Below are 25,938 nucleotides of genomic sequence, written 5' to 3' on the forward strand. Positions count from 1 at the left end.
TAATTTATGCCTCTTGTAAAACCGCAGGGTTAACTTGTTTACGTTTTTGCTCAGTCGCAAGCACGCGTTTTCGATATCGTTTACTTAATATTGCTAAAAATCCACCTAGCGCCATAAAGAAGCCGCCTAACCAAATCCAAACAATAAAAGGTTTATAGTACAAGCGCATCGACCAAGAATTTTGTCCTAGAGGATCACCCAAAGCAACATAAATGTCACGCATTAACGTGGTATGAATACCAGCTTCAGTCATGCCCATAGTTTGTACGGTATAAGTACGTTGTTCTGGATTCAATAAAGTGACGTACTCACCATCAAGTGATACTTTTATTTGCCCTTGAATAGCACTGTAGTTAGGCCCTACAACATTTTTAGTTCCGGCAAACTCAATGGTATAGCCTGATAAATCGACCGTTTCACCCGGCGACATTTTAACATTTACTTCTTTTTCATAGCTCGAAACCATAGTAACGCCAATCACTGTTACCGCGATACCTGCATGTGCTACTGCCATACCGATATGGTTTAGTGGCACTGCAGAAAACTTCCAACTACCGTCAGTTTGCTTAGCATTATTAAACACATCTTTTAATACGGCTAGCACAATCCAACAACCTAAGGTCATGCCAACAAATACCATAAAGTTAAATTCGCCGCCAAAAATAAACGGCCAAGCAATACCAAACACAACACTAAACACTGAAATTAAATTCAAATGTTTCGATAACTCACCTTTGCGGGCTTTTTTCCAGCGAATAAGCGGGCCAATACCCATAAAGATAAACAGCGCTATCATCATTGGAATGAATACCGCATTAAAATACGGTGCACCAACAGATATTTTACCCATGCCCATTGCATCAATAATAAGTGGGTATAATGTCCCCAATAATATCGTTACAGTTGCTGTAACAAGAATAGACATAGCAATTAAAATAGTATTTTCACGAGAGTACATAGTAAAACGACTTGGGCTACTTACATTCGTTGCTCTTAGTGCATAAAGTGTGAGTGAGCCACCAATACCAAGCGCGAGTAAAATAAGTAAATAAATTCCGCGATCAGGGTCAACAGCAAATGAATGCACTGAAGTAATAACGCCTGAGCGAACTAAAAACGCCCCAAGTAAGTTCAATGAAAAAGTAAATATTGCTAACAATAATGTCCAATGCTTAAAGGTATTTCGTTGTTCTGTAACCGCTAAAGCATGAATTAGTGCCGTACCAGCAAGCCAAGGCATGAATGAAACATTTTCTACTGGATCCCAAAACCACCAGCCACCCCAGCCAAGTTCATAATATGCCCACCAGCTACCTAGTGCGATACCAACAGATAAGAACGACCAAGCTGCAACAGTCCAAGGACGTGACCAACGCGCCCATGCTGCATCCATCTTACCGCTCATTAACGCCGCAATAGCAAAGGCAAAAGCCACTGAAAAGCCAACATAGCCCATGTAAAGCATTGGCGGATGGATAATAAGACCAATATCTTGTAATAACGGATTTAAATCTCGCCCTTCCATCGGAAAGTTAGGTAATAATCGCTCAAAAGGATTAGAAGTTAATAAGGTAAATAAAATAAAACCAACAGCTATCATGCCCATAACGGCCAAAACTCGCGCTACAAACTCACGCTCTAACTGTATGCTAAAGATACCAACCGCAAATGTCCAACCTGTTAAGGCAAATATCCAAAATAACATTGAGCCTTCATGGCCACCCCACACCGCACTAATTTTATAATAATACGGTAATAAGCTATTAGAATGATTAGCAATATATTTAACAGAGAAATCATCAGCAGTGAAACTGTATGCTAGTAAACAAATACTAATGGTTAAAAATAGAAATAAGCCAAAACTTAGTGGTTTGGCACTGTTTATCAGTTGTTGATTATTTTGTGCAACACCGATTAACGGTACGATGCTTAAACATAACGCAAAAGCTAATCCGATAATGAGGGCGAAATGACCGAGCTCTGGGATCATGATAATTCCTGTAAATCAATGTTAAAACATTATGGCGCTAAGTTTAGCTGATTTTGCTTAACGACAACTAGTTCCAAATCAAATATTCTATAAGTAAATACCATCGGCAAATGTTAGATAAATCAAATTTGCTGACTTAGGGTGTCAAACTATCCTTGAGGTACTATTTGCGAAATTTCCATTTTTACCGCTTCTTCTTGCACTGTTGTTATATCAAGTAACTCAGCCTTGTAATCGCCTGCTTTGATACCAACACTGCCTTGCATAGAAACCACTGCATATAGGTTCACTCTCTCAACACTGCTAAGCTTCATTTGCGGTGTCATCGCTTGTGCGTCGTTTAATACAATCGTGGTTGGTAAATCGCTGGCTTTTATTTTCACCGCTGCTAAAGGTATGCGCGGGCCATTTGCAGCAATCGCATAAATGAAAACAGTTTTATCTTCACTGCTCATTAACTCGGCTTGAACTTCACTTGATAGAGACACGTCAACAAAAAGCTGTGGACCCGAAGCTAGCATTTCATTTGAATCACCACTACCAGCCATTTCGCTACTCATTCTTAACTGGTTTTTAGCTTCTTCAACGGCGCTGCTAAGTGCTTGTACGCTAATACCTGGACGACCGCTATTCAATACTTTTTCCCAATATTTAACAGCATTAGCAAAATCTCGATTACTAAAACTATCCATACCTAGTAAAATATTGGTTGAGGCATCAAGCGAGTCAAGCGCTAATGCTTTATCAATAATCCGTTGAATATTCGTATCAATTCGTTGTTCGTTTTTATAGTACATTGCTTGAGCTTTCGGACCGAGTAACTCAGCATGTTCGCCAACTTGTTCTATTACGGTATCGAATGCAGCAATTGCTTTATCAAATTCACTCGCTGAAATATAAGCCTGACCTAAACTAAACCACGCTTGGGAATTATTTGGATCGCTTTCAACTTCTTTCTTTAATTGCTTTAACTGCATTGCTAGCATTTGTTCAGGGGGAATTTCACCGTGAGGGCTATCTTGCGAGACAACAGGACTACTTATCTCGTCGTAAGCACCTAAGGTCAAATAAGCGTAAAAACTAAAACTAACAATTGCTAGTCCTATTGCAGCCGGCCATACTAGTGATCTTTGCTGCTGCGCAGTGGTTTCGACTTCATTAGGGTTAACGTCTTGTATCAGCGTTTTGTCTAATTCGGCCTTAAGTTGTGTGTAGCTATCTTCTTCTATGCTTCCTTCTGCCAAGTCATTATCTAGCTGAGCTAAATGTTCATGATAAAGAGTAACATTGGTTTCCTGACGAATATTAGTGTTGTTGGCACCAATAGCGTTTTTAGGAGTAGCAAATATTCGCCAAACAATAAGTAATGCAATTACTATTAAAAACAGTACTGCTAGCCAGAATATAGTCATATTAATTAATTTATACCTACGATTATCAAGTAAAACGTTTCAACAACGCCGATACATAGCCGAATAACTAAGCCTAGTATTTGTTGCTTTCTCGCGCGCAGCAAGGTTAACAACTCTGTCATACTTTTCCTAGTTATACATTGTAATAAAATCTATTTAAACAAGTAACATACTCACTTTTTCGCTATGACTAACTTCACGGTGTAACTGCGTCAGCGATATAATGAGCAGCTAATATAGCATTAAAATCTGCTGTCGCTAACGTAAGTTGGTTAGCTTTGAAGGAAAGGTTGACCAAGGTCAAAATTAGAAAAATTGATGAATATCACAATTGTTTGATGATTATTCAACTAATCAATTGAATAGTAGGAAGGTTTAGACATTATTATTTTTAACGGCTAGCGTTTGAATTATTAAAGCGCTAAAAACAATTAAGCCGCTATAAAGCGGCTTAATTCATAATCATTAGCGAATAGCTAGTGATTAGTTACATGCATCTTTAAGTGCTTTACCAGCTTTGAAAGATGGGATTTTAGCTGCTGCGATTTCAATCGTTGCACCAGTTTGTGGGTTACGGCCAGTGCGTGCTGCACGGTCGCGTACTGAGAAAGTACCAAAACCAACTAATGCTACTTGCTCGCCACCTTTTAATTCTTCAGTAACTGCTTCGATAAATGAATCTAATGCACGACCAGCCGCAGCTTTAGAAATGTCAGCACCCGCAGCAATTTTCTCGATTAATTGAGATTTATTCACAGTGTATTCCCCTTCAATTGTTATTATTCAGCGCTATCTTTTGTTTTTAGCGTCCTGCAGAAACTTTTATATCAAGCTTCTTTTTGAACATCAAGCACTGAGTTAAAGAAAACTAAAAATATGATAATTATTTTTATCTCTACTAGACCCCTTATTAATAGGGGCTCTAGCGTTATCAGCGTCATTAACTTACCATAGTTTCAGCGTTTGAAAAGCGTTAATTGCATTTTTTTCAATTTTTTCGCTATTTTTTTCAACTTTTAGGTAAAAAATGACCTTTTCTCACTCATTTAGCCATCTAATTGCCATTTTTCAACTGGATGTTCTAAAGCGATTTTAAGAACGTCATCAATCCATTTTACCGGATGAATAGCTAAATCAGCTTTAACATTGTCCGGAATTTCTTTCAGATCGCGTTCATTGTCTTTTGGAATAACCACTGTTTTTATGCCACCTCGATGAGCCGCCAATAGTTTTTCTTTTAGACCGCCGATAGCAAGCACTTCACCACGTAAGGTAATTTCTCCAGTCATGGCAACATCCGCTTTAACCGGATTTCCCGTTAAACTCGATACCAATGCCGTCGCCATACCAATACCGGCGCTTGGACCATCTTTTGGTGTCGCACCTTCTGGTACATGCACATGAATATCACGCTTTTCATGGAAGTTTTCATTAATACGTAACTTCTCAGTGCGGCTTCGAACAACTGTCATTGCTGCTTGAATAGACTCTTGCATCACATCACCTAGCGAGCCGGTATAACTCAACTTACCTTTACCTGGTACTGAAGCAGTTTCAATAGTTAATAATTCACCACCCACTTGTGTCCATGCTAGGCCTGTTACTAAGCCAACACGATTTTCATCGTCTGCTTTACCATAATCAAAACGTTGCACACCAAGAAATTCTGACAAATTTTCTTGGTTAATGGTTACTTGCTTCAACGCTTTATCAAGTAAAATTGATTTTACGGCTTTACGACACAATTTTGATATTTCTCGCTCAAGGGCTCGAACACCCGCTTCACGCGTGTAGTAGCGAATAATGCCAATTATGGCACTATCCTCAATAACAATTTCTTTGCTTTTTAAACCATTTCGCTCAATTTGTTTAGCAACTAAATGGTTTTTAGCTATGTTGAGTTTTTCATCTTCTGTATAGCCAGATAAACGAATAACTTCCATTCTGTCTAGTAATGGGCCTGGAATATCCATACTGTTTGATGTAGCAACAAACATAACGTCAGATAGGTCATAATCAACTTCTAAGTAATGATCATTAAAACTACTGTTCTGCTCTGGATCTAACACCTCTAATAATGCTGACGCAGGGTCACCACGCATGTCAGATGCCATTTTGTCTATTTCATCGAGTAAAAATAGTGGGTTCTTAACCCCTACCTTGGCAATTTTTTGAATTAGCTTGCCTGGCAATGAACCAATATAAGTTCTTCGATGACCACGAATCTCAGCTTCGTCACGTACGCCACCTAAGGCCATACGAACATATTTACGACCCGTTGATTTAGCAATCGATTGCCCAAGTGAGGTTTTACCAACACCTGGAGGCCCAACTAGACATAAAATTGGCCCTTTTAACTGACTGACACGTTGTTGAACGGCCAAGTATTCTAAAATACGTTCTTTAACTTTATCTAAACCATAGTGATCTTTATCAAGTACGTCTTGAGCAAGACTTAAATTACGCTTTAATTTGCTGCGTTTTTTCCAAGGAACACTTAACATCCAATCAATATAGCTACGCACAACAGTCGCTTCTGCTGACATTGGCGACATCATTTTCAGTTTTTTCAGTTCGGTTAAGGTTTTTTCTTTTGCCTCAGCCGGCATTTGCGCTTCATCAATTTGCTTTTCAATTTGCTCTGCTTCGTTCGCGCCTTCTTCATCGTCCCCTAGTTCTTTTTGAATCGCTTTCATTTGCTCATTCAAATAGTACTCACGTTGGCTTTTTTCCATTTGCTTTTTAACGCGGGTGCGAATTTTTTTCTCAACTTGCAATAAATCTATTTCACCTTCCATCAACGCCATTAAATATTCAAGGCGCTCTGAAACATTAGTAATTTCTAGTACTTTCTGTTTATCAACTAGTTTCAATGGCATATGTGCAGCCATAGTGTCAGCTAATTGCTCAGCATCATCAATCCCAGAAATCGAAGTTAATACTTCAGGTGGGATCTTCTTATTGAGCTTAACGTATCCTTCAAATTGAGAAATTGCCGAACGAATTAACACTTCAGTACTATCGTCTGGTGCGCCTTCAGCATTTAAATAGCTAACGTTGGCGGTGAAATACTCCTGGGTTTCAATAAACTCACTAATGCTGGCCCGGCGAGCACCTTCAACTAGCACTTTTACTGTACCGTCAGGTAGCTTCAGCATTTGCAAAATAGTGGCAACAGTTCCTGTTTGATACAAATCATCTTGTGATGGATCATCAACAGAAGCATCTTTTTGTGCGACTAAAAATATTTGTTTGTCATTTTCATTGGCAATATCTAAACAGCGAATCGACTTTTCGCGGCCAACAAATAATGGAATGACCATTTGCGGATAGACAACAACATCACGTAAGGCTAATACGGGAATTTCAACTACGCCAGATAACTCTTTAGTCATTGGTTACTCTCTCGGTGAATAGTATGATGTAATTTTAAATACCAATTGGTATTAGGATATGTATTTGTATATGGGGCGTTTGCGTTTACTTTCAACAGATGAACAAAAAAAAGTGACGTTAATCATAAAGACTAACGCCACTTCTATTAACACGATTGCAAATACTTATTCTGAAGACGCTTTATCTTGTTGCGTTTCATAAATAATAATCGGCTTTGATTCACCTTTAATAACGGTTTCATCAACAACTACTTTGGCAGCATTTTCCATTGATGGTAGTTCATACATAGTATCAAGTAATACACCTTCAACAATTGAACGTAAACCACGAGCACCGGTTTTTCTTACCATAGCTTTATGGGCAATTGCCGTTAAGGCATCTTCTCGAAACTCTAACTCAACTTTTTCCATATCAAACAGTGCAGTAAATTGCTTGGTTAAAGCATTTTTAGGCTCTTGCAAAATTTGAATAAGTGCCGCTTCATCGAGTTCAGTTAATGTGGCTACAACAGGTAAACGACCAATGAACTCTGGGATCAAACCATACTTCACTAGATCTTCTGGCTCAACATCTTGGAAACGCTCTGTTAAGCTCTTCTCATCATCTTTGCCACGTACTGTTGCGCCAAAACCAATACCAGTGCCGGTATGGCTGCGCTGTTCAACCACTTTATCAAGACCAGCAAAAGCACCACCACAAACAAAGAGTATTTTAGAGGTATCAACCTGTAAAAACTCTTGTTGAGGATGCTTACGCCCACCTTGTGGTGGAACAGAGGCAATAGTACCTTCAATAAGCTTTAATAAAGCTTGTTGAACGCCTTCACCAGAAACATCACGGGTAATCGATGGGTTATCTGACTTTCGAGAAATCTTATCAATTTCATCAATGTAAACAATACCACGTTGCGCTTTATCAACGTCGTAATCACACTTTTGCAATAGTTTTTGAATGATGTTTTCAACATCTTCACCAACATAACCGGCTTCGGTTAATGTTGTAGCATCAGCCATTGTAAAAGGAACATCTAATAAACGTGCCAATGTTTGTGCTAATAATGTTTTACCACTACCCGTTGGGCCAATAAGCAAAATATTACTTTTACTTAACTCAACCCCATTATGAGAGTCACCATTGCGCAAACGTTTATAGTGGTTATAAACCGCTACCGCGAGAACCTTTTTTGCATGTTCTTGGCCGATAACGTAGTCATCTAAACTTTCACGAATTTCTATTGGCGTTGGTAAGCTTTCTTTATCTTGCTTTGGCGCGATTTCTTTTATTTCTTCACGAATAATGTCATTGCATAGTTCTACACATTCGTCACAAACAAAGACTGAAGGGCCTGCAATTAACTTACGTACTTCATGCTGACTTTTACCACAAAATGAGCAATACAGTAACTTACCGTCATCACCGTCACCTGTTTTCATATCGGTCATACGGTACCTCTAATATTTAAAATTTATACACACTAATACTATTTAGTATTTCATAAATCGCGTAAATAACAACGCGAATAACAAAGTAGACCGTTATTTATCGATTCTTTGTTCTAATATGGCATCAACTAAGCCATATTCAACTGCACTTTCTGCACTTAAGAAGTTATCACGGTCAGTATCTTCAGATACTTTCTCTAATGGTTGACCTGTATGCTCTGCCATTAAACGGTTAAGTTTTTCTTTAATGTACAAAATCTCTTTTGCGTGAATTTCAAAGTCAGACGCCTGACCTTGGAAGCCACCTAGTGGCTGATGAATCATTACACGAGCGTTAGGTAAACAATAGCGCTTACCTTTTTCACCACCTGATAGTAAAAATGCGCCCATGCTCGCCGCTTGACCAATACATACAGTACTAACGTTTGGCTTAATAAACTTCATAGTATCGTATATCGCCATCCCAGCAGTAACAGAGCCACCAGGAGAGTTAATGTAAAGGTAAATATCTTTATCTGGGCTTTCTGACTCCAAAAACAACATTTGGGCCACAATTAAATTGGCCATATGATCTTCAACTTGACCACATAGGAAAATAACGCGTTCTTTTAATAGTCGAGAATAAATATCGTAAGAGCGCTCGCCTTTTGCGGTTTGCTCTACAACCATTGGCACTAAGGCACTTTCGGTAACACTGGTTAAATCGTGAGAATTATTGTGAGAAGTAAACAACTAACTTTCCTTTTTATAAAAAAATGGCTCATATGTCCCCATATAAGCCATTTAAGCGATTGCTCAACAGAATGTCAATCTAAAAGGTCTATTTACCTTCTGGATTCATAATATCTTTGAAACTTGCTTTTTTATCTTTAACTTTTGCGCTTTCAAGTAACAACTCAACCGCTTGCTCTTCTAATGCAACATTTTGCATTTGTTGTGCAAGTTCTTTGTTCGTTTTGTAGTACTCAATAACTTCAGCTGGATCTTCATATGCAGAAGCTGCAGATTCAATTAACTCAGTTACTTTAGCTTCGTCAACTTTTAGTTCGTTAATCTTAATTACTTCACCTAAAAGTAATCCAGTTTTAACGCGACGACTAGCTTGCTCTTCGAACATCTCAGCTGGTAGTTCAGGTAAGTTGTTCGGGTCCATTTGACCAGCAAAACGTTGTAGTGCTTGCTTACGTAAAACTTCAACTTCTTGAGCAACTAATGCAGCAGGAATTTCAATTTCGTTTACGTTAAGTAAACCTTCAATTACTTGCTCTTTAACTTTAGCTTTTACCGCTTGGTTAAGTTCACGTGCCATGTTTTTGCCTACTTCTTCACGAAGTGCTTCAACACCACCTTCTTCTACACCAAATAATTTAGCGAATTCTTCATCAACTGCTGGCAATACTGGACCTTCAGTTTTATGAACAACAATATCAAACTCAGCGTCTTTACCTTTTAGGTTTTCTGCGTGGTAATCTTCAGGGAAAGTAACGGTGATAGTTTTCTCTTCACCAACTTTCATGCCCGTGATTTCTTTTTCGAAACCAGGGATCATGCGGCCAGAGCCAAGTTCAAGTTCGAAACCTTCAGCTTTACCACCTTCGAAGTCTTCACCGTCAACACGACCAGAGAAATCGATAGTTAACTTATCGCCTTTCTTTGTTTTACGCTTGTTTTCTTTCCACGTTTTGTGTTGGTTCTGCAACGTCTCAAACATTTCATCTAAATCGGCATCTGTTACTTCAACAGCAGGACGTTCAACAGCAATTTTATCTAAATCTTTTAAAGCTACTTCAGGGTAGACTTCAAATGTTGCTTCAAACTCAAGCGCTTTGCCATCTTCATTGCTTTTTGCAACAAATTCAGGGCGACCTGCTGGGTTTAGTTTTTCAGCAACAATCGCATCAACAAAGTTACGTTGCATTAATTCACCAGCAACTTCCTGACGAACTGACTGACCGTAACGCTTTTGAATAACTGACGGTGGCACTTTACCTGGACGGAAACCATTGATACGTTGGGTCTTGGCGATATGGCGAAGACGATTTTTAACTTCAACATCTACTGTTTCGGCAGGAACTGAAATCGAAATACGACGTCCCAAACCTTCTGTAGTCTCAACTGAAACTTGCATTTAATTACCTCAAAAACTTAGCGTAAGCACGCTTTTTATAACGCATCTAATATATTCAACATTACTTTATAAAAGTATTGTTTTCAGCTTGCCAGTATTTACCAACCAAGCTCGGAAAATCCGAATAAAGATGTTCAGATTAAAATAATGACGCGAAATTATAGCGGTGGTTGAAACAAGAGTCGAGTATAGAACGTAAATAATTTAAAAAAATTATAATTAAAGGAAAAGTTTTAACGTTAAGAAGTTTATTTATAAAGAATTTTTGAAGAAAAGTGGTCGGTGATGCAAGATTCGAACTTGCGACCCCTTGGACCCAAACCAAGTGCGCTACCAAGCTGCGCTAATCACCGATATACTTTTTACTACCCATACAAAGAATGGGGTGGCTAATGGGACTTGAACCCACGACAACCGGAATCACAATCCGGGGCTCTACCAACTGAGCTATAGCCACCACTGTATGGCACGCCCTGTAGGATTCGAACCTACGACCCACGCCTTAGAAGGGCGTTGCTCTATCCAGCTGAGCTAAGGGCGCACATTACCTACAGATGCTGAACAAACTTAACTATATAGAAAGTTTATTCCTTTTTCATTCAAAAAGAATGAAAAAGTGGTCGGTGATGCAAGATTCGAACTTGCGACCCCTTGGACCCAAACCAAGTGCGCTACCAAGCTGCGCTAATCACCGACATTTGCCAAAAACGCTTGCGTTCTCAACGGGTGCGGATATTACCTAGTTGGCCGTGGCGCGTCAAACACTTTTTTGAAATAAATGTTTGTTCGCTCACTTTTACAGCACCTTGGTTAAAATAACAGTCATTAAAAGGAATTAAACTCCCTTTAGTCTAATTTCCGCACAATTCAGTGATCTTGACTATTTTCAGCACTCTTTAGCGTTAGCTGCTATAAATGCCTACATTTATATGCGAAAATACGCGCGTTTTTTTAACCTTTTGTGAAGTATTATGACTGCAGCGCTTATTGACGGTAAGTTGATCGCCCAACAACTACGCCATTCTATTAAAGATAAAGTTCAACAACGTATTGAAAAGGGTTTACGTGCTCCGGGTTTAGCAGTAATTTTAGTAGGCTCAGATCCAGCTTCTCAAGTATATGTAGGTAGCAAACGCAAAGCTTGTGAAGAAGTTGGCTTTGTTTCACGCTCTTACGACCTACCACCAAGCACATCTCAAAACGATTTATTTCAACTTATCGATGAATTAAACAACGATAATGAAATTGACGGTATACTCGTACAATTACCTTTACCTGAAGGCTTAGATGCCAATTTAATTATTGAACATATTAATCCAACCAAAGATGTCGACGGCTTTCATCCCAATAATGTTGGCAAGCTTGCTTTACGTCAGCCTGGCCTTCGCCCTTGTACACCAAAAGGTATTATGGAATTAATTTCCTCTACTGGTGTTTCTCCTTATGGCTTAGAAGCGTTAGTAGTTGGCGCATCAAATATTGTTGGCCGACCAATGACATTAGAACTATTACTAGCTGGCTGTACCGTAACGACGACCCATAGGTTCACAAAAGACTTAGAAACTAAAGTGCGTAATGCCGATTTATTAGTTGTTGCTGTTGGTAAGCCTGAGTTTATTCCAGGTGAATGGATAAAAGACGGCGCCATTGTGATTGATGTAGGCATTAACCGTTTAGACACCGGCAAACTTGTTGGCGATGTTGGCTTTAACGCAGCTAAAAATAGTGCCAGCCATATTACACCGGTACCAGGTGGTGTTGGGCCAATGACAGTAGCAAGTTTAATGGAAAATACATTAATTGCTTGTGAAGAGTTTCACAGCAGTTAAAACACTTTAAACCTGTTATAAAAAAGCCAGTATCCTTGATACTGGCTTTTATTTTTAAAGAACTATCTAGCTTTACGCTTTACGCCATGTTGTTTTGCCGGCGCTATCTTCCAGAATCACATTCATCGCAGCAAGTTTATCACGCGCATCATCAGCCATTGCCCAATCTTTATTGGCACGCGCCTCATTACGTTGCACAATTAGTGCTTCAATTTCAGCAGCTTCATCGCTGTCGGCACTGCCACCTTGTAAAAAATCTTCTGGTGAATTTTGTGCGATACCTAATACTTCACCTAATGACACTAAAATAAAGGCTAATTTTCCAGCTTGTTCGTTATCATCGGCTTTAATACGATTAATTTCTTTCGCTAATTCAAACAATACCGGCATTGCTTCTGGACAATTAAAGTCATCATTCATTGCCTTTTCAAAGCGTTCAACGTACTCGTTGCCTTTTAAGTCAACTTTAATCGGCGATACATCGCGCAGTGCTGTATAAATTCGTTCCAAACTTGCACGCGCTTGCGTTAAATTATCTTGTGAGTAATTTAACTGGCTGCGGTAATGGCTAGATGTTAAAAAGAAACGCACTGTTTCTGCATCATATTCATCTAATACGCTTCTTAAAGTGAAGAAGTTATTTAGCGATTTAGACATTTTCTCTTTATTGATTTGTACCATGCCGCCATGCATCCAGTAATTTACGTATGGCGTATCAAAGGCACAGCATGATTGCGCAATTTCATTTTCATGATGCGGAAATTGTAAATCTGAGCCGCCACCATGAATATCAAAATGCTCGCCTAAATGTTTGCTGTTCATTGCCGAACATTCTATATGCCAACCTGGACGGCCTTTACCCCAAGGTGAACCCCAGCTTGGTTCATCTGGTTTGGCCATTTTCCATAACACAAAGTCTAGCGGGCTACGTTTAGCATCATCAACATCTACACGCGCGCCAGCTTGTAGCATATCTAAATTTTGCAGGCTTAGCTTGCCGTAGTCAGGGTAGCTACTAACATCGAACATTACATCACCGTTGCTAGCAACATAAGCGTGTTCACGCTCAATTAAACGAACCACTAGGGCAATAATTTCATCCATATGGCCTGTTACTGTTGGTGCAATATCTGGGCGCATAATGTTTAAGTCGTCAAAATCTTGATACATTTGCGCAGTCATGCGCAAAGTAAGGTCATCACAACTTTCACCATTTTCATTGGCGCGCTTGATAATTTTATCATCGACATCAGTGATATTTCTAACATGTGTTAAGTCGTAGCCTAAATATTTAAAATATCGAGCGATAATATCAAAAGCAACATAGGTTCTCGCATGGCCGATATGGCAACGATCGTATATTGTAATTCCGCACACATACAAACCTACCTTGTTGGAAGTGATCGGTTTAAAAACTTCTTTTTTCCGGCTTAAGGTATTATAAATCTGTAGCATAACGGTACTTTTTTCCTATCTGATGTGGACACTTAATTAAATTCTTAAATTCTCAACACGAGAATTAGCGCAATTGTACCCCAAGTATTACGATGAATCATTAGCTTGGCTCACTTTACTGAATATTAAGCACTAAATTTTGCCGAGAAATATTTCATTGTTTAAGTTACAATTCGCGCAATTAATTTATTTTATCTTGATGAGAACCAACAAATGATCACATTTAAAACAACATTAGGCGATATTAAAATTGAATTAGATTTTGATAATGCACCAGTTACAGCAAAAAACTTTCAACAATACGCTGAAGACGGTTTCTATAATGGCACCATTTTTCACCGTGTAATTAAAGGTTTTATGGCACAAGGTGGTGGTTTCTCTTCTGGTATGGGTGAAAAAGATACACGTGCTAGTATTCAAAACGAAGCAAATAACGGCTTAAGTAATGCCCGCGGTACATTAGCCATGGCTCGTACTCAAGATCCCCATTCAGCATCAGCACAATTTTTCATTAACTTAGTAGATAATGACTTCCTTAACTTTAAAAGTGAAGACATGCATGGCTGGGGCTACTGTGTATTTGCGAAAGTTGTTGAAGGCATGGACATTGTTGACAAAATGACTTTAGTTGACACAGGTCGTATGGGCTTTCATGACGATGTGCCAAAAGAAGAAATTTTAATTGAAGAAACCATTGTCGAGTAAGTTTTACTTACCTGAAGTATGTGATGAGCGAAAACTCTCAAACAATAGATAAATCAGCATTAACGTATTTTATTGCTGATTTACATCTAGCGCAAAACAGGCCTGATATTACGGCCTGTTTTTTATCGTTTTTAAAAAATGACGCACCAAACGCACAAGTACTCTATATATTAGGCGATCTATTCGAGTACTGGATCGGCGATGACGACGACAGCCCTTTCATATTAGAAATATCACAAGCAATACGCACCCTTTCTGAACTTGGCTGTAAAGTGTATTTTATTCACGGCAATCGTGATTTCCTACTCGGCAAGCGATTCGCAAAGCAATCAGGTATGACGTTATTACCTGAGGTAACCGTTATTGATTTGTATCAGCAACCTGTTGTTATAATGCATGGCGACACGCTTTGCACTCGTGATATTGGCTATCAAGCATTTCGAAAAAAATCTCGTAGTTGGTGGTGGCAAGCTATGATAAAAAGCCTGCCTTTATTTGTTCGTCGAAAAATTGCCAGTAATTATCGTGATAAAAGTGCTTCTGCAACAGCAATGAAATCACAAGATATAATGGACGTGACAGATAGCGAAGTTACTCGATGCCTAGAGCAACATCATAGCCAGATATTGATCCATGGTCACACGCACCGCCCTAATGTTCATCATTTATCAGCAAATCAGCAAACCGCGAAACGTATTGTTTTGGGTGATTGGTATGAACAAGGCGCGTGGTTAAAGGTAACCCCTGATACCATGGAGTTAATGAATAGTTCGTTTGAATAGCGATTTTTCATACGAAGCAGACGCTAGCCTTTATTGTAAAAAGTAAATTAGCAAAATATTTGTATAAAAAAAGCCAAGCGATTAACGCTTGGCTTTTTACTGTTAACTATCAACTGCTAACTTAGAGCTTTCAGTTATTTCGATTAAGAAATATCATTATTTCGGTGTGTTATTTGCCACCCAATTATTAACTCGACGCTCTAAAATAGCTAACGGCATAGCACCACCACCTAAAATAGTATCGTGGAAACCACGAATATCGAAGCGCTCGCCCAATGCCTTTTTGGCATTTTCTCTTAACTCAATAATCTTTAACATACCTATTTTATATGCTGTTGCCTGCCCCGGTAATACGAGATAGCGACGTACCTCTGAAATAATAGCTTCTTCAGCAATCGGCGTTTTTTCTTTAAAGTAGGCAATTGCTTGCTCTTCAGTCCAGCCTTTAGTGTGTAAACCGGTATCAACCACTAAACGTACCGCACGCCACATTTCATTAACTAAACGGCCAAAATCAGAGAAGTCATCTTGATATGCGCCCATTTCTTTTGCCAATAGTTCGGCATATAAGCCCCAACCTTCACTATAGGCTGTAAAGTTTGCTTGCGTTCTAAATTGTGGTACTGAAGTAAGTTCTTGAGCAATCGATATTTGCATATGATGGCCAGGATTTCCTTCATGATAAGCAACACCCTCCATTTCATTTTTCGGCATTGATGACATATCAGATAAATGAGCATAATAAACACCTGGTCGACTACCGTCTGGAGTACCTGGGTTATAATGCTGCGCTGCTCCGTCTTGCTCTCTAAAGGCCTCAACACGCTTAACCACTAAATCAGCCTTTGGCAAAATGCCAAAGTAATCTGGTAGCTGTTCATTGATAACACTTAAATACGCTTCAGTGTCGGTAATATAACCTTGGCGACCTTCATCAGTATTTGGATAAAAGAACTGTTCATCAGTTTTTATAAAGTTAAAGAATGCTTGTAAGTCACCTTCAAAACCCACGCGATTTTTAATGGCAATCATTTCGTTGGTAATGCGAGCAACTTCTTTTACGCCTATATCATGTATTTCTGCTGCTGATAATTCTGTCGTTGTTGAAACACCGATCATATGATCGTAAAACGCTTGACCGTTATTCTGTGTTGAGACACCGGTAGGGTTACTTGCCGTATTTTTAATATCACTTTCAAACCAAGTAATTAACGCCTCATAACTCGGCTTAAAATTATTTAGCAATGCAGTTTTAGCTTCAGAGGTTAATGTTGCTGCTTGTTCCGCGGTAATTTTCTCTCCGTCAACTAAACCTTTAATTTTTCTTTGTACATCCATCCATAATGGCGAATCAGGCGCGTCTTCTGTATCTATAAAGGGCTTGCCAGTGATTAGATTGCCCGCTTGTTCAATAACGCCTTGATAAGCAAACTTAGGCGGACGAGTTCCCGCTGCAGCGTTTTCTTTTGCTCTTACCAGTAATTGATCGATTGCGGTGCTAACACCAGAGATACGGGTAATGTATGCCTGCATGTCACTTAGTTCGTCTACACGATGGAAGTTAATAAGGAATTGTGCAGCAAAGGCTTGAATACCATTGAACTGAGTAAATATATAACCGTTTTTATTAAACTTTTGCCCTGCTTTAGCTTGCTCATATTGGTAAATCCAAATGTCATATGAGATTTTCGCTTCGGCGCTCAACTTGTCATAGTTAAAATTTGTTTTTAAATCTTCAACCGTTTTCGCTTGCCAAGCTAACTGTTTTTTCTCATAGGCCTCGGTCATATCGTTAATTTGGTCGTATTTTTCTTTACGGCCTAAAAACGTCAGCATTATTGGGCTACTTTGCAACTGCTCTTCATATTTGGCAGCAAACCACTCATTTAGTCGTTCACTTTCACTTAAAGCACTTTGCTGTGCAACAGGTTTTGCTACTTCTGCCGCCGTCGGTTTAGTTTGCGTTGAATCATTACTATTGGGCTGGCAAGCTGTTAAACAGGCCAAAGCTCCCACCACTGCTATCATAGAGCGCATCAATTACTTTCCTTATTATTATATTCATTATGTTTTCAATAACGAGCGCTCTAATAGCGCCTTGTCGCATACTACCGAGTTATAGTCGCGATTAAAAACCATAAACAATAATATTCATAATTTGTTACGTTTAACACAACTATTGCTAACACTAAGTACTAGGCACACCACTATGAAACTTAAAGTCTTGATCTGGGCTGGTAATTAACTCGGCTTCGATATCTGCAAAAAAAGCAATACGATCATCAACTTTGGCACTTTGCTCTGGACCGGCAATTTCTTTTGCCAGTGCTAAATAGTCTTGATAGTGGCGAGCTTCGGAGCGCAATAAAGAAATATAGAAATCACCAAGGCGTTTATCAACATGTGGCGCTAGCATGGCAAAGCGTTCACACGATCTGGCCTCTATATAAGCACCAATAATTAATTTATCGATTAACGCATCAGGTTCAAATGTTTTTACGTGACGTAACATGCCCTTAGCATAACGACACGGGGTAATACTGCGATATTCGATACCGTATTCATCCATAATTTCCAACACTTGATAGAAATGATGAAGCTCTTCTTTAATCAACAGCACCATTTTATCGATTAAACTTTGCCCGTATGGTGAATCAGCTTTTGGAATAACTGATTTAGTTAATTTGTTCTTCGCCGCTAATGTTCGCCAGTCCCCTTGGCGTTTATATATTAGCGTTTCAAACGGCTGCAGCCATGCCAAAAGAGCATCGCCACTTGCTTTATCAACCGCATATTTTCGAATTAAAAACATCGCAGACTGTGCGGCTTTTAATTCACATATCAGGTGGTCAATAAGAATAATATCTAAATTCTCAGGTCTAATAGCTTCATTTATCCATGCTTGTGGAGTCTGACATTGTAAAAATGATCTTATCGGAAATAGTAGTGTATCAACTGGCACAATTAAAAGTCTTAGTAGGTAAATGAAATCTCATTGGATTCTAACATAGTGATAAAGCGAAACAATCAAACTGACAAAGCTCATTAAGCTATGCAAGCAATTTCTAGATAAAACTATATCTTTTGAAAATAGTTATAAAAATATGAATTACATTTTCAAACCTAAATCAAACCTAACTATCTGCAACCATTTGGAAGTAACTACTTTAGGTGGCTACCGTAAAGCTTATCATTTCATTATCAAATCATTACCCTTCTTTGCTTTTAAATAAACAACGAAGTGGCACTATAACAACACAAAATTTATATCTTGTATTATGACATATCTAAATGTATGGAAAGGGTTTTGATGACCAAATACATAAAAATCGCTCACGCTTTTAAATAGGAGGCACAATGTCCATTAATTACTCCCTAATATTACTATTACTTTTATTATCGGCATGTTCTGGTGACTCCGAAGAAAAAAAAACGCAACCTCTAAGTCATGAAAATGAAGTAATTGATAACCCAAATTTCAACATCAGTATCCCTGATAATAGATTTGCCAATAAGTATCAAGTTATTTTATTCGGAAATAGTCATGTGATAAATATAGATAACTTACTAAAAAAAATAATAAAAAAAGCAAAACCTAACGTAGAAGTTAACATCTTCAACGCAGGAGGAGGCTTTTTAGACAATAAATTAAAGGAACAATCTCGAACAGATATTTTAAATAATAAACCTTGGACTCATATAATTCTACAAGGTCAAAAATATTCACAATCAGGAATTAATAACTACCCAACAATTGATACTCAAAATTGGATAGTTAAGGCTAAAAAACTAAGCATAACTCCGATATTATTTCCAGAACACCCACAAAAAGGCAATACAGAGGAAGGGAGGCGGGTTCATAATATTCATATTGGTATTTCTAAGCGACAAAGTTCATGTGTTGCCCCTGTTGGCTTAGTCTGGGATAAAGTAATTATGACGGCTCCTCAATTTAGCCTACATACGAGCGATGGAAATCATGCTTCTTTGCAAGGCATTTTTCTTACTGCTTTAGTTTTTTATGAAGTAATTACAGGTGAGCCTGCTGATTTGCTTCCTTTTATTGAAGATATTAATATTCCAGTAGATACTCAACAACTTTTAAAGCAAATGGCTTCAGAAGTTATACAAGCAAATCAACCGTGCAAGTTCTGATCGTTTAAAATTCGTAAGGTGTACTATAAATCAGACTGTCGAATCCTCTGATTCAAAAATAAGGTGTCAATTGGCACAGCGAGTAAGCTTTCTTTTATCTATGCTTATTCTAGCCAAGATTCAAGATAGCGACTTTTAAAAATTTATTAATTTCTGGAAGTAATTCTGAGTGTGACAGAGCATCTTTATAAGAAGAGTTTGACGTTATTCTATAAGCGTAATAACAAAATAAAATATTCGGTGGTTATAACAAAAGACAAACCAGCTTCCTTTGAGTGCTGATTAATTTTATGGTTTACGCTACACTTATCATTCGTTATTTAATGCTGCCAAGTAACGCTAGTAAATGATAATAGCCGGAAGCGACTAAACTGAAGATATGAAAAAAACTGACGCAAAAAACTTAACAGATAAGCATCAGGCACTCACACACAGTGAGCAACAAACTGTAGTTTCTCATGTTCAACGTGAAGATGGTGAATGGTACCTTAATACGGTGATGATAAGAGGTGTTGAAGTGCCGTTTAAATATCGTCGTAAAAAGCTTTATAAGTCGTTACAAAAACAGCAAGTCAATATTACCTACTACCCTGCTACCGAAACGGTGGCAGGGTTTGATATTGAGATCATGAAAATAGTTCGTATCAAGGTATGCTGATCACATTTTTATAGATTATTTCGCGATACCAGACAGATAGATGGCTAAATAAAAACTATTTTCGCCTATTTATCAAACAACTCTTGACGAATCCCTCGCCATCTTACATAAATATAATATCAGCAATAAAAATAAGAACTGTTGATCAGCACGCAAAGTCGCAGAAGCTTACTTATATCTGCATTATTTTTGGGGACAGAGAGAGGTATATAACATGATCTTAAATCATATCTGGGGGCTTTACACTGCACCTAAAAAAGAATGGCAAACAATTGAAAAACGTCACGAAAGTTTAATGTATTCTATGGTGCATATTCTAACCATTGCACTTATTCCTGCAATTTGTGGTTATTACGCCGCAGCCCATATTGGTTGGACAATTGGTGCCGGTGACCCTATTAAACTTACCGAATCAAATGCACTATTCATGTCAATTGCCATGTATGTTGGGCTAATATCAGGCGTATTTGCACTAGCAGTATTAATACAGTGGATGGCAAAAACTTTTGATTCAGCACCTGACTTTACACAGTCACTCGAGTTAGCCGCTTATGCCGCAACACCACTATTAATGGTTGGGCTAACAGCACTATTTCCGGTACTATGGTTTGTAGTACTCGCTGGCCTTGCAGCTCTAAGTTATTCCGTTTACCTGCTATATTCAGGTGTACCTATTATGATGAACATTCCTGAAGAAAAGGGCTTTATATACTCTAGTTCTGTAGTGACTTGTGGGCTAGTGTTAATTGTTGCATTAATGGCGGCAAGCGCTATTGTCTTTAACTTAGGTTTAGGCGTTGAATACGTTAGTTAGCTAAAACTAGCCTATAGGTAGAAGTGACACATCGACGTTCTTTATGCTCATGTGATAACGCCATTAGTTAGCCTTAGACATAAAAAGCCCGCTTATGCGGGCTTTTTTATTTTAACAAAATAACTAGTTATCAGTGCCTAAGCTCTTTAACTTATTCTGCACCCTCGTTATGCATATCAATAATTGAATCAGCATTTTTATCAGAAGTTTCTTTGGTTTCATTATTACGCAATGCATCAAGTCTTTCCAGGTAACCTTGATTAATATCTTGTGTTACGTATTGGCCATCAAAAACTGATGTTTCAAACTCAGCAATATCAGGGTTTGCTGTTGAAACTGCAGCAACTAAATCTTCCAAAGTTTGGAATATTAGCTTATCAGCACCAATTAACTGACAAATATCATCAAGCTCACGACCATGCGCTATCAGCTCATTAGCACTTGGCATATCAATGCCATAAACATTAGGAAAACGTATTTCAGGTGCAGCAGAAGCAAAGTACACTCTCTTAGCACCGGCTGCACGAGCCATTTCAATAATTTGTCCTGACGTAGTACCACGTACAATTGAGTCATCAACCAATAATACGTTTTTACCAACAAATTCAGCACTAATGGCATTTAGTTTACGACGAACTGATTTCTTACGTTGCTCTTGTCCCGGCATAATAAACGTGCGGCCAATATAGCGATTTTTCACAAAACCTTGGCGGTAAGGAATATCTAAATGACGCGCAATTTCTAATGCAGTATCACAAGATGTTTCCGGAATAGGAATAACAACATCAATGTCGACGTCGTCCCATTCTTTAGCTATTTTATCGCCAAGCTTTTTACCCATTTCTACGCGAGAACCATAAACCGATATTTTATCGATTGCAGAGTCTGGTCGTGCAAAGTAAACGTATTCGAAAATACATGGGTGGAAAGTTGGATTTTCTGCACATTGCTGGCTGTGAATTTGGCCTGATTCAGAAAAGAAAATGGCTTCGCCTGGTGCAACATCACGAACAAACTCAAACTCATTGGCATCTAATGCCACTGATTCTGACGCAATCATATATTCAACACCGGCTTCAGTTTCACGCTTACCAAATACTAATGGACGAATACCATTCGGGTCGCGAAATGCCACCATGCCATAGCCAATAATTAATGCTACGGTTGCATAAGCACCACGTACACGTTTATGTACATTGCTTACTGCAGTGAAAATGTCACTTGGATCAAGTTCTTGCTGATCAGTATTTTGTAATTCATGGCCCAAAATATTCAGTAATAATTCTGAATCTGATGTTGTATTAACATGACGACGCGCTTCAGTATTTAACCAGTGTTTTAATTCTTCAGCATTAGTTAAATTACCGTTATGCGCTAATGCGATACCAAATGGTGAGTTAGCATAAAAAGGCTGAGCTTCAGAAGAACTTGATGTACCCGCGGTAGGGTAACGGATATGACCTATCCCCATGTTCCCTTGTAAACGTAGCATATGACGAGTATGGAATACGTCTTTAACTAAGCCATTGCCTTTACGCAATCTAAATGTATTATCGTGAATAGTCACGATACCAGCGGCATCTTGGCCACGATGCTGAAGCACCGTTAAACCATCATATAACGCTTGACCCACTGGTGTTTTACCAACAATACCAACAATACCACACATGAACTTACTCTCCGGCGAACTAAGTTTAAGTTAAAAAACTTGATGATTGTTTGAGATATTCAAAGAACCATTCAACTATTAATGTAAATTCTGGAACCAATTGAGAATTTTGCCACCACACGCTCGATGGCGCTGGGGTAAATGCATCCATAAAAAACAACACTGCTGCAGAAATTAGCACGCCACGTAAAGCACCAAAAACAATGCCAAGTACTCTATCTGTACCAGACAAGCCTGTTTTGCTGACTAACTGTCCAATGATATAGTTTACTAGAGCACCTAAAATTAAGGTGGTGATAAAAAGAATGGCAATAGAAGCAGCATTGCGCAGAAGTTGATCGGAAATATTAGTCAGGAGAGTCGACAAGTTAACGTAAAAGCTACTGGCAACGAAGAAGGCACTGATCCAAACAATTAAGGACACAGCTTCCTTAACAAAACCTCGTACTAAGCTTATTAACGCTGAAATGCCAATAACAGCCAAAATGGCATAATCTATCCAAACCATAAATCAAATATTCTCATTGATTAGAGGCGCGCATTCTACCAGAAGGCCGCTAGAGTTTACTAATATTTTTGTTATTTAGTCGGATAAAAACGGGCAACTTTTCCTTGCACGTTAGTTAGTTTTTTCAGTGCTGGTAACTTTTTATCCATTGACGATTTGATTAATTCAGGACCAACAAAAACCTTGGTCAACTTACCGTTTTTAGTCTTGATCGGTTTAGTAAAAGCGGTATAACCATTACTCGTTAATTTGTTGACCAATTCGTCAACGTTATTCTGATGTCTAAAACTACCAAGCTGTATCACCCAAGCTTGTTTTTTAACGGCTTTACTTGGCAATTTTTTAATTTCTTTTTCAACGATTTTATTGCTTGTTTTTTCTTCATTCGAGTTTGAGAAATCAGTTTCTTTGCTTAACTTTGTAACTGCAACACCTTTTTCTGCCAATAGTTTTGAATCATCAATACTACTAACATCATCAACAGCAGCTTCATCAATAATGTTATATTTTGGCAATTTAGCTAAATTTTCTTTTGGAAAAGTTTTGTCGGCAACTGGAAAATCAACCTGTGGTGGCTGTGGAATCGTTTCAAAATTATCTTGATAAGTTTTTTTATCGCCATCGAGCACATCAGGTAAAAATATGATCGCAACGGCGGCAACAATGATGGTACCCACTAAACGGTTTTGAAACGGTGTAGACAAACGAAACTCCAAGTTTTACTAAACTAACAAACGTCTTACTTCTGCAACCGTATAAAATGACCCGAAAACCAGAATAAGATCAGTTGCTTTTGCATTCTGTTTTGCCATTTTAAATGCCTGAGAGACATTGTCAAAACAATTCAACTTAGCATTGTCTAATTGTAAGAATTGTGCCAACTGTTTTGCTTCACAGCCGCGTGCAACGTCTAGCGTACCAAGGTGCCAACTATCAACCAAACTTGTCAATGGTGCTAAGGTATTGGTTATGTCTTTATCAGATAACATACCAATAACCGCATAAATATTATCATATGTCATTGCTTTGACTTGTTGTGCTAAATATCTCGCTGCTTGCGGGTTATGGCCAACATCTAGAATAACATCACAATCACAACTAAATTTCTCAAGGCGACCTGGTACTTTGGTTTGCGCAATGACCTGGTTAATAAATGCGGCTGTTAACGTTAGTTCAAGCTTTGGCGCTAACAATTCCAATATCATAATTGCCGTTGCAGCGTTGTCTTGCGGAATATGACATACATTAAGATTATTTAACTTTAATGTTTTACTTTGCCATTGCCAGTCGTTATTCGTGCTTTTTTTAACAATAAAGTGTTGTTCACGAAAATAAGCAACCGAATTAATGTTTTTTGCATGCAGTGCTAACGATGCTGGAGGCTCAGTATCACCAATAACAACAGGTCGACTGTCACGCATAATACCAGCTTTTTCAAAGCCAATAGCTTCACGAGTATTACCCAGAAACGCTTGATGGTCGAGATCAATAGTAGTTATAACACTAATATCCGCATCAATAATATTGGTGGCATCTAAGCGACCACCCAAACCAACTTCAAGAATAATAACTGCAGGTTGCTTCGCCATTAAAATAATGAATGCAGCTAAGGTGGTATACTCATAATAGGTTAAGCTTATATCACCCCGTGTTGACTCTATTTGCTCAAACGCAGCAACTAATGATTGATCATCAATATCTTGACGATTAATGCGCAAGCGCTCATTAAATCGCTCGATATGCGGCGACGAATAAACGGCACAGGTTTTATTTTGCGCTAATATAGCATTTTCTAAAAACGCACAGGTTGTCCCTTTACCGTTAGTACCAGCTACGGTCACTACCTGTGAATGCTGAAACGAAATACTCAAGCGCTCTGCAACTTGAGAAATTCGTTGCAAGCCTAAGTCAATTTCAACACTGTGAATGCTTTCTAAATAAGAAAGCCATTCAGTAAGGTTTTTCTTTACTGAATGGCTTTGAGTAGTTTTTGACATAAATTTACCGTTAGGCAGCTGGGCTATCTTGTCCCATAAACTTAGCAAGCATACGTGCTAATGTACTACGCATTTCACGGCGATCAATAATTAAATCAATAGCGCCCTTTTCCTTTAAGAATTCACTGCGTTGGAAACCTTCCGGTAATTTTTCACGTACGGTTTGCTCGATAACTCGTGGACCAGCAAAACCGATTAACGCTTTTGGCTCAGCAACATTAATATCACCAAGCATAGCCAAACTTGCAGAAACACCGCCCATAGTCGGATCGGTTAATACAGAAACGTATGGGAGGCCTTTTTCGCTCATTTTAGCCAAAGCCGCACTTGTTTTCGCCATTTGCATCAGGGAAAACAATGCTTCTTGCATTCTCGCTCCGCCACTGGCAGAGAAACAAACAAAAGGTAAATCATGCTCAAGACAGTACTCAACACCTTTAACAAAGCGCGCACCAACAACTGATGCCATAGAACCACCTAGAAACGAGAATTCAAACGCAGCCGCAACAATCGGCATACCATGTAATTCACCTTTCATTACTACTAAAGCGTCTTTTTCGCCGGTATTTTTTTGTGCTGCTGAAATACGGTCTTTATAACGTTTAGAGTCTTTAAACTTTAAGATATCTTGTGCTTCAAACTCTTCACCTAACTCTAGACGTTCACCTTGATCTAAGAAGCCATCAATACGCTTACGCGCAGAAATACGCATGTGATGATCACACTTAGGACAAACCGACATTTGGCGGTCTAACTCAACTTTATATAGCACCGCATTGCAACTGCTACACTTACTCCATACCCCTTCAGGAATATTTTTCTTCTGTGTCGACTTTGCTTTCGGGAGAATTTTTTCTATCCAGCTCATAATATATTTTTTGCCTATACACGAAAAATTTAATAATTGTTTAAAATACAATCACTAAATATAAAATTTTTTGCTAATTACAAATATAACGATGAATTAAACCATAACTTACCTACACAATTATAGGAAA

At 38.5% G+C, this 25,938-nt stretch carries 21 protein-coding genes and 4 tRNA genes; 6 read left to right on the plus strand and 19 right to left on the minus strand.

What is annotated here, in order from left to right; translation table 11 throughout:
* Positions 1–4: 4 nt before the first annotated feature.
* The 11 genes from AC27E9_RS07525 to AC27E9_RS07575 form a co-directional block, all read right to left on the minus strand.
* The gene (locus AC27E9_RS07525) at positions 5–1,990 is read right to left on the minus strand and encodes a heme lyase CcmF/NrfE family subunit (protein ID WP_487128799.1); all 1,986 of its coding nucleotides are present in this window, start codon (positions 1,988–1,990) and stop codon (positions 5–7) included.
* Between the two features lie 149 nt (positions 1,991–2,139).
* Entirely contained in the window at positions 2,140–3,402 is a 1,263-nt protein-coding gene (gene ccmI / locus AC27E9_RS07530) for a c-type cytochrome biogenesis protein CcmI (RefSeq protein ID WP_487128801.1), read from the minus strand.
* 483 nt (positions 3,403–3,885) lie between these two features.
* Positions 3,886–4,158: a nucleoid-associated protein HU-beta gene (gene hupB / locus AC27E9_RS07535; protein WP_085299093.1), complete on the minus strand. Its 273-nt coding sequence runs from the start codon at positions 4,156–4,158 to the stop codon at positions 3,886–3,888.
* A gap of 290 nt (positions 4,159–4,448) precedes the next feature.
* Entirely contained in the window at positions 4,449–6,797 is a 2,349-nt protein-coding gene (gene lon / locus AC27E9_RS07540) for an endopeptidase La (RefSeq protein WP_487128803.1), read from the minus strand.
* A 165-nt stretch (positions 6,798–6,962) separates the two neighbouring features.
* The gene (gene clpX, locus AC27E9_RS07545) at positions 6,963–8,240 is read right to left on the minus strand and encodes an ATP-dependent protease ATP-binding subunit ClpX (protein WP_487128805.1); all 1,278 of its coding nucleotides are present in this window, start codon (positions 8,238–8,240) and stop codon (positions 6,963–6,965) included.
* A 93-nt stretch (positions 8,241–8,333) separates the two neighbouring features.
* Positions 8,334–8,972, minus strand: a complete 639-nt coding sequence (clpP, locus tag AC27E9_RS07550; RefSeq protein ID WP_487079505.1) for an ATP-dependent Clp endopeptidase proteolytic subunit ClpP — start codon at positions 8,970–8,972, stop codon at positions 8,334–8,336.
* Between the two features lie 88 nt (positions 8,973–9,060).
* Positions 9,061–10,368: a trigger factor gene (tig, locus tag AC27E9_RS07555; protein ID WP_487128807.1), complete on the minus strand. Its 1,308-nt coding sequence runs from the start codon at positions 10,366–10,368 to the stop codon at positions 9,061–9,063.
* 276 nt (positions 10,369–10,644) lie between these two features.
* Positions 10,645–10,721, minus strand: a tRNA-Pro gene (locus tag AC27E9_RS07560).
* Positions 10,722–10,749: 28 nt separating this feature from the next.
* Positions 10,750–10,825 (minus strand) — tRNA-His (locus AC27E9_RS07565).
* A 7-nt stretch (positions 10,826–10,832) separates the two neighbouring features.
* Positions 10,833–10,909, minus strand: a tRNA-Arg gene (locus AC27E9_RS07570).
* Positions 10,910–10,985: 76 nt separating this feature from the next.
* Positions 10,986–11,062, minus strand: a tRNA-Pro gene (locus tag AC27E9_RS07575).
* 277 nt (positions 11,063–11,339) lie between these two features.
* On the opposite strand from AC27E9_RS07575, the gene folD reads away from it, so the two are divergent.
* Positions 11,340–12,197: a bifunctional methylenetetrahydrofolate dehydrogenase/methenyltetrahydrofolate cyclohydrolase FolD gene (gene folD / locus AC27E9_RS07580; RefSeq protein ID WP_487128809.1), complete on the plus strand. Its 858-nt coding sequence runs from the start codon at positions 11,340–11,342 to the stop codon at positions 12,195–12,197.
* 72 nt (positions 12,198–12,269) lie between these two features.
* Here folD and cysS read toward each other — a convergent pair whose 3' ends face one another.
* On the minus strand, positions 12,270–13,652 hold the full coding sequence (cysS, locus tag AC27E9_RS07585) for a cysteine--tRNA ligase (protein WP_487128811.1): 1,383 nt from the start codon (positions 13,650–13,652) through the stop codon (positions 12,270–12,272).
* 213 nt (positions 13,653–13,865) lie between these two features.
* Here cysS and AC27E9_RS07590 point away from each other — a divergent pair, with 213 nt between their 5' ends.
* The gene (locus AC27E9_RS07590) at positions 13,866–14,357 is read left to right on the plus strand and encodes a peptidylprolyl isomerase (RefSeq protein ID WP_487128813.1); all 492 of its coding nucleotides are present in this window, start codon (positions 13,866–13,868) and stop codon (positions 14,355–14,357) included.
* Between the two features lie 23 nt (positions 14,358–14,380).
* A complete protein-coding gene (locus AC27E9_RS07595; RefSeq protein ID WP_487128815.1) occupies positions 14,381–15,139 on the plus strand; it encodes a UDP-2,3-diacylglucosamine diphosphatase in 759 nt (252 codons plus the stop codon).
* A gap of 156 nt (positions 15,140–15,295) precedes the next feature.
* On the opposite strand, the gene AC27E9_RS07600 is transcribed toward AC27E9_RS07595, so the two are convergent.
* Together AC27E9_RS07600 and miaE are read right to left on the minus strand one after the other, a co-directional pair.
* Positions 15,296–17,176 carry a DUF885 domain-containing protein gene (locus tag AC27E9_RS07600; RefSeq protein ID WP_487128817.1) on the minus strand — a complete coding sequence of 627 codons (1,881 nt, stop codon included), beginning with the start codon at positions 17,174–17,176 and terminating at the stop codon, positions 15,296–15,298.
* A 151-nt stretch (positions 17,177–17,327) separates the two neighbouring features.
* Positions 17,328–18,101 carry a tRNA isopentenyl-2-thiomethyl-A-37 hydroxylase MiaE gene (miaE, locus tag AC27E9_RS07605; protein ID WP_487128819.1) on the minus strand — a complete coding sequence of 258 codons (774 nt, stop codon included), beginning with the start codon at positions 18,099–18,101 and terminating at the stop codon, positions 17,328–17,330.
* A gap of 395 nt (positions 18,102–18,496) precedes the next feature.
* On the opposite strand from miaE, the gene AC27E9_RS07610 reads away from it, so the two are divergent.
* The 3 genes from AC27E9_RS07610 to AC27E9_RS07620 all read left to right on the plus strand — a co-directional run bounded on the left by AC27E9_RS07610 (position 18,497) and on the right by AC27E9_RS07620 (position 20,766).
* Entirely contained in the window at positions 18,497–19,294 is a 798-nt protein-coding gene (locus AC27E9_RS07610; RefSeq protein WP_487128821.1) for a hypothetical protein, read from the plus strand.
* A 379-nt stretch (positions 19,295–19,673) separates the two neighbouring features.
* The gene (locus tag AC27E9_RS07615) at positions 19,674–19,952 is read left to right on the plus strand and encodes a hypothetical protein (protein ID WP_487128823.1); all 279 of its coding nucleotides are present in this window, start codon (positions 19,674–19,676) and stop codon (positions 19,950–19,952) included.
* A gap of 214 nt (positions 19,953–20,166) precedes the next feature.
* Complete coding sequence (locus AC27E9_RS07620) at positions 20,167–20,766, plus strand: Yip1 family protein (RefSeq protein ID WP_487128825.1); 600 nt, start codon at positions 20,167–20,169, stop codon at positions 20,764–20,766.
* A gap of 151 nt (positions 20,767–20,917) precedes the next feature.
* Here AC27E9_RS07620 and purF read toward each other — a convergent pair whose 3' ends face one another.
* The 5 genes from purF to accD form a co-directional block, all read right to left on the minus strand.
* On the minus strand, positions 20,918–22,435 hold the full coding sequence (gene purF, locus AC27E9_RS07625) for an amidophosphoribosyltransferase (protein ID WP_487128827.1): 1,518 nt from the start codon (positions 22,433–22,435) through the stop codon (positions 20,918–20,920).
* Positions 22,436–22,460: 25 nt separating this feature from the next.
* Entirely contained in the window at positions 22,461–22,943 is a 483-nt protein-coding gene (locus AC27E9_RS07630; protein ID WP_487128829.1) for a CvpA family protein, read from the minus strand.
* A 71-nt stretch (positions 22,944–23,014) separates the two neighbouring features.
* Positions 23,015–23,647: an SPOR domain-containing protein gene (locus tag AC27E9_RS07635; protein WP_487128830.1), complete on the minus strand. Its 633-nt coding sequence runs from the start codon at positions 23,645–23,647 to the stop codon at positions 23,015–23,017.
* A gap of 18 nt (positions 23,648–23,665) precedes the next feature.
* A complete protein-coding gene (gene folC, locus AC27E9_RS07640; protein ID WP_487128832.1) occupies positions 23,666–24,940 on the minus strand; it encodes a bifunctional tetrahydrofolate synthase/dihydrofolate synthase in 1,275 nt (424 codons plus the stop codon).
* Positions 24,941–24,950: 10 nt separating this feature from the next.
* Positions 24,951–25,808 carry an acetyl-CoA carboxylase, carboxyltransferase subunit beta gene (gene accD, locus AC27E9_RS07645; RefSeq protein WP_487128834.1) on the minus strand — a complete coding sequence of 286 codons (858 nt, stop codon included), beginning with the start codon at positions 25,806–25,808 and terminating at the stop codon, positions 24,951–24,953.
* Between the last annotated feature and the right edge of the window lie 130 nt (positions 25,809–25,938).

This window comes from Colwellia meonggei (genome assembly GCF_057537295.1).

Coding starts and splice junctions, on each gene's coding strand:
- AC27E9_RS07525 (WP_487128799.1), bottom strand. CDS start 1,990: ATGATCCCAGAGCTCGGTCATTTCGCCCTCATTATCGGATTAGCTTTT.
- ccmI (WP_487128801.1), bottom strand. CDS start 3,402: ATGACTATATTCTGGCTAGCAGTACTGTTTTTAATAGTAATTGCATTA.
- lon (WP_487128803.1), bottom strand. CDS start 6,797: ATGACTAAAGAGTTATCTGGCGTAGTTGAAATTCCCGTATTAGCCTTA.
- clpX (WP_487128805.1), bottom strand. CDS start 8,240: ATGACCGATATGAAAACAGGTGACGGTGATGACGGTAAGTTACTGTAT.
- tig (WP_487128807.1), bottom strand. CDS start 10,368: ATGCAAGTTTCAGTTGAGACTACAGAAGGTTTGGGACGTCGTATTTCG.
- folD (WP_487128809.1), top strand. CDS start 11,340: ATGACTGCAGCGCTTATTGACGGTAAGTTGATCGCCCAACAACTACGC.
- cysS (WP_487128811.1), bottom strand. CDS start 13,652: ATGCTACAGATTTATAATACCTTAAGCCGGAAAAAAGAAGTTTTTAAA.
- AC27E9_RS07590 (WP_487128813.1), top strand. CDS start 13,866: ATGATCACATTTAAAACAACATTAGGCGATATTAAAATTGAATTAGAT.
- AC27E9_RS07595 (WP_487128815.1), top strand. CDS start 14,381: ATGAGCGAAAACTCTCAAACAATAGATAAATCAGCATTAACGTATTTT.
- AC27E9_RS07600 (WP_487128817.1), bottom strand. CDS start 17,176: ATGCGCTCTATGATAGCAGTGGTGGGAGCTTTGGCCTGTTTAACAGCT.
- AC27E9_RS07610 (WP_487128821.1), top strand. CDS start 18,497: ATGTCCATTAATTACTCCCTAATATTACTATTACTTTTATTATCGGCA.
- AC27E9_RS07615 (WP_487128823.1), top strand. CDS start 19,674: ATGAAAAAAACTGACGCAAAAAACTTAACAGATAAGCATCAGGCACTC.
- AC27E9_RS07620 (WP_487128825.1), top strand. CDS start 20,167: ATGATCTTAAATCATATCTGGGGGCTTTACACTGCACCTAAAAAAGAA.
- purF (WP_487128827.1), bottom strand. CDS start 22,435: ATGTGTGGTATTGTTGGTATTGTTGGTAAAACACCAGTGGGTCAAGCG.
- AC27E9_RS07630 (WP_487128829.1), bottom strand. CDS start 22,943: ATGGTTTGGATAGATTATGCCATTTTGGCTGTTATTGGCATTTCAGCG.
- folC (WP_487128832.1), bottom strand. CDS start 24,940: ATGTCAAAAACTACTCAAAGCCATTCAGTAAAGAAAAACCTTACTGAA.
- accD (WP_487128834.1), bottom strand. CDS start 25,808: ATGAGCTGGATAGAAAAAATTCTCCCGAAAGCAAAGTCGACACAGAAG.